A 13,847-nucleotide genomic window follows, 5' to 3' on the forward strand; every position below is an offset into this window, starting at 1 on the left:
GGCCGGTGCCGTGCGCCCGGCGGCCGGCGCCGTGCGCCTGGCGGCCCGCCGTCCCGCGCCGCGGACCGGCACGCCTAGGCTGATCGTCATGCACGGCGAATTCAAGGTGCCCGGGGGAAAGCTCGTCGTCGTCGACCTCGAGGTGCGTGACGGCCGCATCGCGGAATTCCGCCTCGCGGGCGACTTCTTCCTCGAACCCGACACCGCCCTCGACGACATCGACGCGGCGGTGAACGGATTGCCGGTGGAGACGGATGCCTCGGCCATCGCCGCAGCCGTGCGCGCGGCTCTCCCCGAGGGCGCGCAGCTGCTGGGCTTCACCCCCGAGGCGGTGGCCACCACTGTGCGGCGGGCCCTCGTGACGGCGCCGGGCTGGCGCGACTTCTCGTGGGAGATCGTGCACGAGAAGCCGGTCTCGCCGCGGATGAACCTCGCGCTCGACGAGGTGCTGACCGGGCGCGTCGGCGACGGCCGGCGCAAGCCGACCCTCCGCCTCTGGGAGTGGAACGAGTCCGCCGTGGTCATCGGATCGTTCCAGTCGTATCGCAACGAGGTCGACCCGGAGGGGGCCGCGCGCCACGGTTACGACGTGGTCCGCCGGATCTCGGGTGGGGGCGCGATGATGATGGGCGCGAACTCGATCGTGACGTACTCGCTGTACGTCCCGGCATCCCTCGTCGCGGGGATGACCTTCGCCGACTCGTACGCGTTCCTGGACGACTGGGTGCTGCAGGCGCTGCGCTCGCTCGGGATCGACGCGACCTATCAGCCGCTCAACGACATCGCGTYGCCGCAGGGCAAGATCGGCGGAGCCGCGCAGAAGCGCCTGGCGAACGGCGGGGTGCTGCACCACGCCACGATGAGCTACGACATGGACGGCCAGGTCATGACCGAGGTGCTGCGCATCGGCCGCGAGAAGCTCAGCGACAAGGGCACCGCCTCGGCCGCGAAGCGCGTCGATCCGCTGCGGCGTCAGACCGGGCTGTCTCGCGAGGCCATCATCGAGCGGCTCAAGGAGACGTTCGCGAACCTCTACGGCGCCGCCCCCGGACACATCACCGATGACGAGTACGCCGAGGCCGAGGCCCTCGTCGCGACGAAGTTCTCGTCCGACGCCTGGCTGCACCGCGTCCCGTGACCGCAGATCCGGTCCCTGAGCCTGTCGATCCGGTCCCTGAGCCTGTCGATCCGCTCCCTGAGCCTGTCGAACCGGTCCCTGAGCCTGTCGAAGGGCCGACCGTCGGCCGCGTCACCATCCACGAAGGCGACAACCTCGAAGTGATCCGCGGCTTCGCCGACGGCTCGTTCACCCTCATCTACCTCGATCCGCCGTTCAACACCGGCCGGGTGCAGGCGAAGTCGGTCCAGACGGCGACCTCATCGGGCGGTGGAGCGGATGCCGCTGCCGTCGTCCGCCGCGGCTTCCACGGCCGGGAGTACGAGCGGCTGAGCGGCGACCTGCGCAGCTACGACGACAGGTTCGGCGACTACTGGAGCTTCCTGGAGCCGCGACTGATCGAGGCGTGGCGACTGCTCGCCGCCGACGGCACGCTCTACCTGCACCTGGACTACCGCGAGTCGCACTACGCGAAAGTCCTGATGGACGCCCTGTTCGGCCGCGACCGCTTCCTCAACGAGCTCATCTGGGCGTACGACTACGGGGCGAAGAGCCGGCGCCGCTGGCCCACCAAGCACGACACGATCCTCGTCTACGTCAAAGATCCCGCAGGCTACTGGTTCGACTCGGAGGCGGTCGACCGCGAGCCCTACATGGCACCAGGGCTCGTCACCCCCGAGAAGGCGGCGCGCGGCAAGCTCCCCACCGACGTCTGGTGGCACACGATCGTGCCGACCGCAGGACGCGAGAAGACCGGGTACCCGACCCAGAAGCCCGAGGGCATCCTGCGCCGGATCGTGCAGGCCTCCACACGCCCCGGCGATCGGGTGCTCGACTTCTTCGCCGGCAGCGGCACCACGGGCGCGGTCGCGTCGGCGCTCGGTCGCGAGGCCGTGCTGGTCGACGACAACCCTGCCGCGATCGCCGTGATGCGGGAACGGATGCCGCATGCCGAGGTCGAGGGGAATCCCCTCCTAGGCTGAACCCATGCGATTCGGAACCTTCATTCCCCAGGGCTGGCGCTTCGACCTCGTCGGCATCGATCCCGCCGACCAGTGGCGGGCGATGTCAACGCTCGCCCGGCAGGCCGATGAAGGTCCCTGGGAGTCGCTCTGGGTGTACGACCATTTCCACACCACTCCCGTCCCGAGCGAGGAGGCCACCCACGAGGCCTGKACGCTGATGGCCGCCTTCGCCGCCTCGACCAGCCGCATCCGCCTCGGCCAGATGTGCACGTGCATGGGGTACCGCAGCCCCGCCTATCTCGCGAAGGTCGCCGCCACCGTCGATGTCATCTCCGGCGGACGTGCCGAGATGGGCATCGGCGGCGGGTGGTACGAGCACGAGTGGCGCGCGTACGGCTACGGGTTTCCGCCCGTTCCGGAGCGCCTGCGGATGCTGCGCGAAGGCGTCGAGATCATGCACCAGGCCTGGACCACCGGCGAGGCCACCCTCGACGGCACGCACTACCAGGTCGACCGGGCGATCGTCCGGCCGCTGCCGCTGCAGGAGGGCGGCATCCCGCTCTGGGTCGCGGGAGCGGGCGAGAAGGTGACGCTCAAGATCGCGGCGCAGTACGCGGCGTACACGAACTTCGCCGGAGACCTCGAGGAGTTCGATCGCAAGAGCGAGATCCTCCGCGGGCACTGCGATGCGCGCGGCCGCGACTTCGCGGAGATCACCCGGTCGTCGAACTTCAACACGATCGTGGGTGCAACCGAGGCCGAGGCATCCGATCGCCTCGCGGYGGTGAAGGCGCGACTGCTGCCGCACGTCGGCCAGGAGCGGGCCGACGCGATCGAGCACGACTACCGCACGTCCGACGGGTTCGGCACCCCCGAACAGGTCGCCGAGCGCCTCGCGCTGCGCGCCGAGCACGGGCTCGGCTACGCGATCCACTACTTCCCCGAGGCGGCGTACGACCGCTCCGGGATCGATCTCTTCGAGCGCGAGGTCATCGGCGCGCTGGCCTGAGCTGTCTCCAGCGCTCGCGCGGTCGAAACCTGGAAACGCGGTCGTCCTGTTCGGGCGCGTCTGGCGGTTTCGGCCGCGCGAACGAACCAGACGCCGGGATCGCCTGCCCGAGCCCGCGCCCCGGGCTACATCAGCGCGAGCACGCTCGCGAACGCGTTCGGCATCACCGCGGGGGTCGAGGGGTCGCCGTCGAAGACGCGTCCGGCGGCGATGTCGGTGGCCCAGGACGTCCAGCCGGGGTCGCCGTCCCGCACGAACGCGGTCGCGGCGCCGTGCACTGCGGCGGCGAGAGCGGCCGGCGGGGCGTCTCCGGCAATGGCCGACACGCCGTCGGCGTCCAGGCAGTCGAACCAGAACGGCACGTCGAGGCAGTGCACGGCCCAGCCCATCTTCGGCGATGACCACGCGAAGCGGTACACCCAGGTCTTCGAGTCCGCGCGCTGCGCGTGGCGGATGTCGGCGATGCGCACGACCGCGGTGCGGAACAGCTTGTCGGTCATGTACCGGCCGAGGATGGCTGCGGTGCCCTTCGAGCGCGACTCCTCGTTCGCTGCGAGATACTCCTTGCGTCCGGCCCGGCGAAGGCCCAGCTGGCCGAGCGCGAGCGACGCAGGCACGAAGCGCAGCTTGCCTTTCTGCCCGGCGGTGATCATCGTGAACTCGTCATCCGTCGCGCCCAGCACGAGCGGCTTGTCGGCGCCGACGCCGGCCCGCAGCGACGCCAGAGTCGACCGGGGGATGAGGTCGCCGTCGATGGCGGGCCCCCAAGGGAGGCCTTCGTCGAGGAACACGCGCACGCCCGCCATGGGGTTGCGGCCCTCAGGTGCGCTGGCCTTCTCCTGCAGTTCGAGCAGCCGCGCTTCCGGCACGGACGCGAAACCCTCGCGGGTCGGTGGCACACCGGCGAGCTTCGCGAGCTGAGCCGAGAGTTTCCACGCGCGCTCCGGGGCGATGTCGCCGAGCGCGCCGGAGAGCGCCCAGACCGCATGGAAGAGGTGCTGCGCGGCCGGCATGCCGAGCAGGGTCAGCACGGCGCCGCCGCCCGCGGACTGGCCGGCGATCGTCACCCGGTCGGGGTCGCCGCCGAACGCCGCGATGTTGTCGCGCACCCACTCCAGGGCGGCGATCCAGTCGCGCACCCCGCGGTTCGAGGGGGCGCCCTGGATGTGGCCGAAGCCGTCGAAGCCGAGCCGATACGAGACCGAGACCGTCACCACGCCGTCTCGGTTGAAGGAGCGGCCGTCGTACCAGGGGCTGGCCGGCGAACCCGCCGTGTAGCCGCCGCCGTGGATGTAGACGAGCACCGGGAGCGAGGCATCCGTGGATCCCGGAACGGGGGTGAAGACGTTCACGTTGAGGGTCGACTCGCCGGGAACTGACGGCTCAGGGATCAGCGTGATGCCCTTGTCGCCGCGCTGGGSCGTCGCGCCGAATTCCACGGCATCGCGGATGCCCTCCCACGGCTCCGGCGGCACCGGCGCGGCGAACCGGAGGTCGCCGACCGGAGCCTGGGCGAACGGGATGCCGAGGAACGCGGCGGATGCCTCGGCAGTGCCGGGCTCGCCGCGCCAGAAGCCGCGCACCCGCCCGGGGGCGATCGCCACGACGGGAGTCTGGGTATCGATGATCATGCGGGGTTCGTTTCCTTGGTCGGGACCGTGAGCGCGTCGAAGAGCTGGCCGACGATGCCCGCCATGTCCACGTCGGGCTCGAGCATCCATTGCAGCTGCAAGCCGTCCGAGACGGCCTGGAGGATTCGGGCGAGGGTCTCGGGATCGATGGCGGTGGAGATCTCGCCCGCTTGGCGACGCTCGGTCAGCGCCGCAGCGAAAAGGCCGCGCAGGTGCTGGCCTCTGTCGAGGAAGAACCTGTGGGCCGGATGCTGGGGATCGGCCGCGTCGACGGAGAGCTGCGAGTAGAGCTGCACGAGGCCGGGGACATGGGTGTTGTGGCGGATGACGGCGATGTAGCCCTCGCGCAGATCGTCCGCAGAAGGGTTCGTCAGGGTGGCCGCGCCGTACTCGGTCATGTCGACGTCGTCGCGCTTGCGGACGATCTCGGTGAACAGCTCTTCCTTGCTGTCGAAGTAGTGCAGGAGCCCGGCCTGACTGAGGCCCACGGCATCCGCCAGCTCCTTCACCGACGCGCCGCGATAGCCCTCGCGGGCGATCACCTCGAGAGCCCGCTCGAGGATCTCCTCGCGCTTCGCGATGCCTTTCGCGTAGGAACCGCGTCGTCCTGGTTGCACCGTTGCCATACGCCCCAGTAAACCCGAACAATGCTTGATTTTCAATACCGAGTGTCATAAGGTTTCTGTGACGGCACACCGACGAGCCGTCGTTGAACCATTGAGGACCAACATGACAATGCCGTCAGAGTCAATCGCTCCGGTCGAGGAGCCCCTCGACATCGCCTTCATCGAGGAGGCCGCGGGCAATGACGACCCGCCCACGCCGATCAAGGGTGTGCGGCGCCTGCTGTGGTGGATCATCCCGTCCAACTTCGCGATCTTCCTCATCTGGGGCGCGGTTCCGGGCATCCTCCTCCCCGCCCAGATCACCGGACTGGACCCGGCGAACAAGGTCATCAACCTCGCGATCGTCGCGACGGTCGGCTCGTTCGCCGCGATGCTTGCGCAGCCGATCGCCGGTCAGGTCTCCGACCGCACCCGGTCGCGCTTCGGGCGTCGTGCGCCGTGGATCATCATCGGAGCGCTCGCCGGCGGCCTCGCCCTCGTCGGGCTCGCGTTCGCGAACACGTTCGTCGGGATCCTGATCGCGATGACGCTCGTTCAGATCTGCTTCAACTTCGCGCAGGGCCCGCTGAGCGCGATCCTGCCGGACCGCGTGCCGATCGCCCGTCGCGGCACGTTCTCGGCGCTGTCCGGCATCGGACTCATGGTCGGAGCGCTCGGCGGCTCGATCATCGGATCGATGTTCCTGCACAGCATCGCCCTCGGCTACGTCATCTTCGCCGTGTTCTCGCTCGTCACGCTTTCGCTGTTCGTCCTCCTCAACCCCGACTACTCGAGCAAGGACCTTCCGCGCGAGCCGTTCAGCGTCGTGGACTTCCTGAAGACCTTCTGGGTCAACCCCGTCAAGCACCCCGACTTCTTCTGGGCCTTCACGGGTCGCCTGCTGCTCTACACCGGCTACTTCACGGTCACGGGCTACCAGTTCTTCATCCYCACTGACTACCTCGGCGTCGAAGATCCCGCGACCGTCATCCCGCTGCTCGGCATCCTGAGCCTCGTCGGCATCCTGGTCTCCACCATCGTGGCAGGGCCGCTCTCCGACAAGATCGGCCGGCGCAAGCCGTTCATCTTCGGCTCGTCGGTGTTCGTCGGACTCGCGATGCTCATCCCGATCGTCTCGCCCACCATCGGGGCGTGGATGCTCATGACGTTCATCTCCGGCTTCGGCTTCGGCATGTTCCAGGCGGTCGACACGGCCCTCATGAGCCAGGTGCTCCCCTCGGCGAAGTCGTTCGCGAAGGACCTCGGCGTCGTCAACATCGCCGCGACCCTCCCGCAGATGCTGGCTCCCGCCGTCGCCGGCGCGATCGTCCTCACCTTCGGCTACGTCGGCCTGTTCCCGGTCGGCATCGTGCTGAGCATCCTCGGCGCCTTCGCGGTGCTCCCGATCAAGGCATCCCGCTGATCGCGGACGCCCTCACCCACCCACGGAATCGATACGAAAGCAGCGCAATGACTGACACCAGCACCCTCACCGACGTCCCGGCACTCGTCGCCGACCTCACCCTCGAAGAGAAGGCCTCGCTCACGAGCGGCGCGAGCTTCTGGACGACCAAGCCCGTCGAGCGCGTCGGCATCCCCGCCGTGATGCTCACCGATGGCCCGCACGGCCTGCGCAAGCAGGCGCAGGGGGGCGACCACCTCGGCCTCGGCGACAGCGTGCCGGCCACGTGCTTCCCGCCCGCCGTCGCATTGGGCTCGTCCTGGGACGCCGAACTGGCCGAGCGGGTCGGCGTCGCCCTCGGCGTCGAGTCGTCGATCGAAGACGTCGCGGTCATCCTCGGACCGGGCGCCAACATCAAGCGCTCCCCGCTGTGCGGGCGCAACTTCGAGTACCTCTCCGAGGATCCGATCGTCTCGGGCGTCATGGGCGCCGCGCTGGTCAACGGCATCCAGTCCACCGGCGTCGGCGCGTCGCTCAAGCACTTCGCGGCGAACAACCAGGAGAACGACCGCATGCGCTCCTCGAGCGACATCGACCCGCGGCCGCTGCGCGAGATCTATCTGCGCAGCTTCCAGCGCGTTGTCGAGGACGCTCAGCCGCACACCGTGATGTGCTCGTACAACCGCGTCAACGGCGTGTACGCGTCGGAGAACCCGTTCCTGCTCACCCAGGTGCTGCGCGACGAGTGGGGCTTCGAGGGCCTTGTGGTCTCGGACTGGGGCGCCGTCAACGAGCGCGTCGCCGCCCTCGCGGCCGGACTCGACCTCGAGATGCCCGCCAGCGGCGGAGCGACGGATGCCGAGATCGTCGCCGCGGTGCGCGATGGGTCGCTTGACGAGAAGCGCCTGGATGCCTCCGCGCAGCGCGTCGCGACGCTCGCGCTGCGCTGGGCCGAGACGGAGCGCGTCGAGGGTCCCCTCGACGTCGACGCCCACCACGCCCTCGCCCGCGAGGCCGCCGGCCGCTCGATCGTCCTGCTGAAGAACGACGATGCGCTCCTCCCGCTCGCGGCCGACGCCTCGCTCGCCGTGATCGGCCTCTTCGCTGACAAGCCCCGCTACCAGGGCGCCGGCTCGTCGATGATCCACCCGACGCGCCTCGACGACGCGCTCACCGCGATCCGCGAGGTCGCGACCGACGTGACGTACGCGCAGGGCTTCACGACCGCCGTCGACGCCGACCCCGCCGAGACCGCACGCCTGCGCGACGAGGCCGTGACCGCGGCATCCGCTGCGCACACCGCCGTCGTCTTCATCGGGCTGCCGGCCCGCCTCGAGTCGGAGGGCTACGACCGCGACGACATCGACCTGCCCGCCGACCAGCTCGCGCTCGTTGACGCCGTGCTCGCGGCGAACCCGCGCACGGTCGTCGTGCTCTCCAATGGCAGCATCGTCGCCCTGCCCTTCGCCGACCGCGTGCCCGCGATCGTCGAGGCATGGCTGCTCGGCCAGGCCGGCGGCTCGGCCACCGCGGACGTGCTCTTCGGCACGGTCAACCCCTCGGGCAAGCTCGCCGAGACGGTGCCGCTGCGGCTGGAGGACACCCCGGCGTTCCTCAACTTCCCTGGTGAGGACGGCCACGTCCGCTACGGCGAGGGCCTGTTCGTCGGCTACCGCTGGTACGAGGCGCGCCGCATGCAGGTCGCGTTCCCGTTCGGCCACGGCCTGTCGTACACGACGTTCGGATACGGGGATGCCGCAGCCGCGGTGACCGCGGACGGCGACGTCGAGGTGCGCATCACGGTGACGAACACGGGCGACCGTGCCGGTCGCGAGGTCGTGCAGGCGTACACGTCGCTGCCCGGCTCGACCGTGCAGCGGGCGCCGAAGGAGCTCAAGGCCTTCGCGCTCGTGGCGCTCGAGGCGKGGGAGTCGCGCGAGGTGACCCTCACGGTTCGCCGCGCCGACCTGGCCTACTGGCACGTCCGCGCCGACCGCTGGGTCGTCGAGGGTGGGGACTACACGGTCGCGGTCGGAGCGTCGAGCAGCGACATCCGATCGGCCGTCGAGGTCGCGGTCGACGGTGACGCGGTCTCGCTGCCGCTCACGCGCGAGTCGTCGCTCGGCGAGGTGTTCGCCCACCCGGTCGCGGGCCCGATGGTGCAGGCCGCGATGGCCGGCATGGCAGAGATGATGGAGGGCGCGGCGTCGATCATGCCCGAGGGCGTCTCGATGGACAAGATGATGGAGTCGTTCCCGGTCGGCCGCATCGGGATGATGGCCGGCGGCTCGGTCAGCCCCGAGATGATCGACGGCCTGATCGCGATGGCGAACGCCTCGCAGCAGTAGTCCGGCACAACCCCCCGGGGTCGTTGAGCGAGCGAAGCGAGACGAAACGCCTCGAGCTGTCCTGGACGCTCGGGGCGTTTCGTGTCAGTCGCTGCGCTCCCTCGCTCGACGACCGGGGTGGGTGCCCTCGCGGCGGGCCGCGGTGCGTGCCGCGACCCAGTCGTAGAAGGTCAGCGCGAGCCGCAGCGGACCGAGCTCGAGCAGGATGTGGTCGCGCGTCGGCGCGAGCCGATGCCAGAGTGCCGGGTCGAGCTCCCGCAGGTAGCCGCGGGCACGGCGGGCATGGAAAGTGTTCGAGGCGATGCGGATCGTCGCAGCCTCGCGCAGCCACGGCAGCGCGAACGMGATGTTCTCGCGCGTCGACGTCGCGCGCGGTTCGAGTGCGACGTTCGCGGGCGGTATCCGCAGACGATGGATGCCGTACTCGGCCATGATCTCGGCCTCGGGCCGCCGGCCGCGCACGGCCCCGCCGGAGAAGACGAACAGTGCCGTGGTCGGGTCGGCTGAGCGCACCGCGATGCGGGTGCGCCAGCGCTGCAGCCAGTTCACGCGGTCGTCGGCCGCCGAGCGGAACCCCAGCACGAGCACGACATCGCGCCCCGCTGCAGGCACGGTCGCAGGCGGATACTCCGCGCGGGAGGCGCGCCAGGACTGCCACTCGCCGAACGTCAGGAGCGCCACGCCGGCCGCGGATGCCGCGGCCAGCGCCGCCACGGCGGGTCGAGGCATCCGGAGCATGACGCCGAGCCTACGCACCGGCCCGGTGGCACTGTTCCGACTCAGGCCTGTACGAAGGCGAGCAGGGCCTCGTTCACCTCGTCGGCGTGGGTGAGCAGCATCCCGTGCGGGGCGCCCTCGATCTCGACGTACTCCGCGTCCGGCAGCAGCTCGCGGAACCGCCGGGCCGTCACGTCGATCGGCAGGATGTTGTCGGCGGTGCCGTGCACGATCAGGGCAGGCACGTCGATGTGCGGGATGTCGGCGCGGAAGTCGGTCGGCCAGGTCAGCGGTGCGGCGACGATCGCGACGTTCCCGGCGTTGTTCGCCACTTGCACGCAGGCGTTCAGAGCCGCGTGCGAGATGCGGGAACCCAAGTAGTCATCGAGGTTGAAGTAGTCCTTGAAGAACTCGGTCACGAACGCGTAGCGATCTTTTTTCACGGACTCGGACACACCGTCGAAGTACTCTTGCGGTCCGGCACCGTCGGGGTTGTCTTCCGTCTTCAGCAGGTACGGCTCGATCGAGCTGAGGAACGCGGCCTTGGCGATCCGTTGGCTGCCGTAGCGGGCCAGGTAGCGGGCGACCTCACCGCCGCCCATCGAGGCACCCACGAGGATGACGTGCTCGAGGTCCAGCTCGTTGATCAGCTCATTGAGGTCGGACGCGAACGTGTCGAAGTCGTACCCCGTGCCCGCCTTCGTCGAGGTGCCGAACCCTCGTCGGTCGTAGGCGATGACGCGGAAGCCGGCATCGAGCAGCGCGGCAGACTGCCTGCCCCATGACTCGCCGTTCAGCGGGAATCCGTGGATCAGCACGACGGGCTGACCGGACCCCTGGTCGGTGTAGAAGAGCTTGATCTGGGCCGTGTTCTCGGTTGCCACGGTGATGTAGGCCACGACGGTTCCCTTCCGCGCCGAGGCGGGCGCTCGACACCAGCTTCGACGTTAGGCCGAGGCATCCGGTGTCTGCGAGGGGGTTGCGGACTCTGACGGCGAGGGTTACGGCCTTCGCGCCGGGCGCCGGGCGCCGGGGCTGCCACGGGCAGAGTGTGGCCCTCCGCTCGGCGGAGTGGCACGCGGGAGCGGAGGGTTGGGGTGCCCGGATCTAACCTCCGCTCGCCCGAACCCCTCCGCTGGGCGGAGGAATGGCTGCGGCCTTGACGACCGGGGCGCAACGCGGCTCGCGTCAGGCGTCGCGGCGGGCGCCCTCCGACGKCGTGACGGTGAAGATGTGCGGGGCGCGGAATCCGGATGCCGCGAAGGCGGCGGTCACGGCATCCGACACGTTCTGCACCGCATCGTGGGTGACGAGCGCGATCGCGGCGCCGCCGAAGCCGCCGCCGGTCATGCGAGCGCCGACCGCCCCGGCCGAGAGGGCGGCGTCGACTGCGGTGTCGAGCTCGGCGACCGAGATCTCGAAGTCGTCGCGCATCGAGACGTGGGAGGCGACCAGGAGGTCGCCGATCGCCTTCGGGCCCTGCGTGCGCAGCGTCTCGACGGTGTCGATCACGCGCTGGTTCTCGGTGACGATGTGCCGCACCCGGCGGAACGTCACGTCGTCCAGCAGCTCGGCGGCGCGAGGCAGGTCGTCGACGGTGAGGTCGCGGAGCGCCGCGACGCCCATGGCCCGGGCGCCGAGCTCGCACGAGTCGCGGCGCTCGCGGTAGCCGCCGGTGGCGTGCGAGTGCTTCACGCCGGTGTCCATGACGAGCAGCTCGAGGCCGGCGGCGGCGAAGCCGAGGTCGACGATCTGCGCCTCGAACGAGCGGCAGTCGAGGAAGATCGCCGCGTCGGTCTGGCCGAGCATCGACGTCATCTGGTCCATGATCCCGGTGGGGGCGCCGACGGCCTCGTTCTCGGCGGTGCGGCCGACCTTCGCGAGGGCGACGCGATCGAGGCCGAGCGCCCAGGTGTCGTTGAGGGCGGATGCCACGGCTCCCTCGATCGCGGCGGACGACGACAGCCCGGCTCCGACCGGGACGTCCGAGGCGATCGCGAGATCGACACCCGAGACCGAACCCGCGCTGCGGCCGGTCGCGTGAAGGAGCGCCCAGGCCACGCCGAGGGGATAGGCGGCCCACTCCGGCACCCGGGTGCGACCTGTCGGAAAGAGCGCGTCGAGCTCGTCCAGTGCGACCTCGACCACTTCGGCGCTGAACGTCGACGCCACGCGGATCCGCCGGTCGGTGCGCGCGCCGAGCGCGACGTGCGTGCGGTGCTCGATCGCGAACGGGAACACGAAGCCGTCGTTGTAGTCGGTGTGCTCGCCGATCAGGTTGACGCGGCCGGGCGATGACCAGAGGCCCGCCGGGTCGGTGCCGGTCAGCTCCGCGAAGAGGGCGCGGGCCGCGGCATCCGGAGTCGATTCGGTGGTGGTGCTCATGCGGGGATTCCTTCTAATGCGTCGCGCAGCCGCGCGGCTGCGGTTTCGGGGGCGACATCGCCGATCCAGGCGCCCATGGCGGCCTCGGATCCGGCGAGGTACTTCAGCTTGTCGGCGGCCCGGCGTGGGCTCGTCAGCTCGAGGTGCAGCCGGACGCTGTCGCGCCCGACGTGCACGGGCGCCTGATGCCAGGCCGCGATGTAGGGGGTGGGGGTCTCGTAGAGCGCGTCGATGCCGCGCAGCAGGCGCAGGTAGAGGGGGGCGAGCTCGTCGCGCTCCGCCTCCGAGGTCGCCGCGAAGTCCGGCACGTGCCGGCGGGGCGTGAGATGCACCTCGATCGGCCAGCGCGCGGCGAACGGCACATAGGCGACCCAGTGCTCCGCTTCGAGGACGACACGGGGACCGGATGCCTCGAACCCGAGGATCCGCTCGAACAGGTCGGCGCCTTCGCGCTCGATCGAAGCGAGGAGCAGCTTCGTGCGCGGCGTGATGTACGGGTACGAGTAGATCTGGCCGTGCGGGTGGTGCAGGGTGACGCCGATCTCCTCGCCGCGGTTCTCGAACGGGAACACCTGCTGGATGCCGGGGAGTGCGGACAGGGCGGCGGTGCGGTCGGCCCACGCTTCGATCACGGTGCGGGCCCTGGTGGGGGAGAGCGTGCCGAACGACCCCTCGTGCTCGGGGGAGAAGCAGACGACCTCGCAGCGGCCGACCGAGCTGCGGGTKCGGCCGAGGCCGGGGGTGTCGAGATCGGCGAGGCTCGGCGGCGCGTCAGCGGCGGCCGGGGCATCCTTCGTCGCGGCGGCGAGGGCAGGACCGAACGAGGGCGACTTGTTCTCGAAGACCGCGACGTCGTAGACCGACGGGATCTCGGACGGGTTCGTGGGCGTCTGCGGGGAGAGCGGGTCGAGGTGCGCGGGCGGCAGGAACGCCCGGTTCTGCCGGGAGGCGGCGACCGAGATCCAGTCGCCGGTGAGCACATCGCGGCGCATGGTCGCGGTGTCGGGGCGGGCATCGAGGGTGCGAGTGTCGATCGAGCGCTCGGGCGGCAGCGCCGTGCCTGGGTCGTCGAAGTAGATCAGCTCGCGGCCGTCGGCCAGGCGTGTGGGGCGTTTCACGACGCCGGCGCCGATGGTGGTCGCGCCGAACTGGGTTGTGTTCACGTCAACACGCTAGTCGACACCCATGGTAACGTCAACACAACGTGTGCAACACACCTCCGGAGGGGACGCCGATGGGTCCGGCCGAACGCAGGGTCTCGATGGCCGACGTCGCCGAGCTGGCCGGCGTGTCGGGCCAGACCGTCTCGCGCGTCGCCAACGACAGCCCTCGCGTCGATCCGGCCACGCGTGCGCGGGTCGAGGCGGCCATGGCGACGCTCGGCTACCGCCCGCACCGCGCCGCACGGGCGCTCCGCACCGGTCGCAGCCAGACCATCGGTCTCGTCGTATCGACCCTCGCGACCGTCGGCAACTCGCGCATGCTGCAGGCGGTGGCGGATGCCGCGGCCGCGCGCGGCTACGCCCTCACGGTCGTGACCCTTGCCGAGGGCGACATCGCCGACGCCTTCGCACGGCTGCGCGACCAGGGCGTGGACGGTGCGATCGTGCTCAACGAAGCCACCGCCGTCGCGCGGGGCGCCGGCGCGCCGGCGGGCCTCGCCCTCGT

Annotated in this window: 12 protein-coding genes; 6 read left to right on the forward strand and 6 right to left on the reverse strand. The window is 70.4% G+C overall.

Annotation, left to right across the window (positions count from 1 at the left end):
- The first annotated feature begins 88 nt into the window (after positions 1–88).
- The 3 genes from AC1DVT_RS11420 (at position 89) to AC1DVT_RS11430 (ending at position 3,091) form a co-directional block, all read left to right on the forward strand.
- A complete protein-coding gene (locus tag AC1DVT_RS11420; protein ID WP_477389007.1) occupies positions 89–1,138 on the forward strand; it encodes a lipoate--protein ligase family protein in 1,050 nt (349 codons plus the stop codon).
- A gap of 116 nt (positions 1,139–1,254) precedes the next feature.
- The gene (locus tag AC1DVT_RS11425; RefSeq protein WP_477389027.1) at positions 1,255–2,100 is read left to right on the forward strand and encodes a DNA-methyltransferase; all 846 of its coding nucleotides are present in this window, start codon (positions 1,255–1,257) and stop codon (positions 2,098–2,100) included.
- A 4-nt stretch (positions 2,101–2,104) separates the two neighbouring features.
- Positions 2,105–3,091, forward strand: coding sequence for an LLM class F420-dependent oxidoreductase (locus AC1DVT_RS11430; RefSeq protein WP_477389009.1), 987 nt, complete (start codon positions 2,105–2,107; stop codon positions 3,089–3,091).
- A 125-nt stretch (positions 3,092–3,216) separates the two neighbouring features.
- Here the strand turns inward: AC1DVT_RS11430 and AC1DVT_RS11435 are convergent, their stop codons facing one another.
- Both AC1DVT_RS11435 and AC1DVT_RS11440 read right to left on the reverse strand, forming a co-directional pair.
- The gene (locus AC1DVT_RS11435) at positions 3,217–4,722 is read right to left on the reverse strand and encodes a carboxylesterase/lipase family protein (RefSeq protein WP_477389011.1); all 1,506 of its coding nucleotides are present in this window, start codon (positions 4,720–4,722) and stop codon (positions 3,217–3,219) included.
- Positions 4,719–5,348: a TetR/AcrR family transcriptional regulator gene (locus tag AC1DVT_RS11440; RefSeq protein ID WP_477389013.1), complete on the reverse strand. Its 630-nt coding sequence runs from the start codon at positions 5,346–5,348 to the stop codon at positions 4,719–4,721. Before AC1DVT_RS11440 ends, AC1DVT_RS11435 begins: the two co-directional genes overlap by 4 nt.
- A gap of 103 nt (positions 5,349–5,451) precedes the next feature.
- Between AC1DVT_RS11440 and AC1DVT_RS11445 the strand changes: the two genes are divergently transcribed.
- Together AC1DVT_RS11445 and AC1DVT_RS11450 are read left to right on the forward strand one after the other, a co-directional pair.
- Positions 5,452–6,750: an MFS transporter gene (locus AC1DVT_RS11445; protein ID WP_477389015.1), complete on the forward strand. Its 1,299-nt coding sequence runs from the start codon at positions 5,452–5,454 to the stop codon at positions 6,748–6,750.
- A gap of 47 nt (positions 6,751–6,797) precedes the next feature.
- Complete coding sequence (locus AC1DVT_RS11450) at positions 6,798–9,077, forward strand: glycoside hydrolase family 3 C-terminal domain-containing protein (RefSeq protein WP_477389017.1); 2,280 nt, start codon at positions 6,798–6,800, stop codon at positions 9,075–9,077.
- A gap of 84 nt (positions 9,078–9,161) precedes the next feature.
- Here AC1DVT_RS11450 and AC1DVT_RS11455 read toward each other — a convergent pair whose 3' ends face one another.
- The 4 genes from AC1DVT_RS11455 to galT all read right to left on the reverse strand — a co-directional run bounded on the left by AC1DVT_RS11455 (position 9,162) and on the right by galT (position 13,342).
- A complete protein-coding gene (locus AC1DVT_RS11455) occupies positions 9,162–9,815 on the reverse strand; it encodes a YdcF family protein (protein WP_477389019.1) in 654 nt (217 codons plus the stop codon).
- 41 nt (positions 9,816–9,856) lie between these two features.
- Positions 9,857–10,693, reverse strand: coding sequence for an alpha/beta fold hydrolase (locus AC1DVT_RS11460; protein ID WP_477389022.1), 837 nt, complete (start codon positions 10,691–10,693; stop codon positions 9,857–9,859).
- 289 nt (positions 10,694–10,982) lie between these two features.
- Positions 10,983–12,179: a galactokinase gene (gene galK, locus AC1DVT_RS11465; protein ID WP_477389024.1), complete on the reverse strand. Its 1,197-nt coding sequence runs from the start codon at positions 12,177–12,179 to the stop codon at positions 10,983–10,985.
- A complete protein-coding gene (gene galT / locus AC1DVT_RS11470) occupies positions 12,176–13,342 on the reverse strand; it encodes a galactose-1-phosphate uridylyltransferase (protein ID WP_477389025.1) in 1,167 nt (388 codons plus the stop codon). Before galT ends, galK begins: the two co-directional genes overlap by 4 nt.
- A gap of 98 nt (positions 13,343–13,440) precedes the next feature.
- Here galT and AC1DVT_RS11475 point away from each other — a divergent pair.
- The coding region (locus AC1DVT_RS11475) for a LacI family DNA-binding transcriptional regulator (protein ID WP_477389029.1) at positions 13,441–13,847 on the forward strand (407 nt) is incomplete at its 3' end.

Source organism: Microbacterium sp. P2_F9 (genome assembly GCF_056403635.1).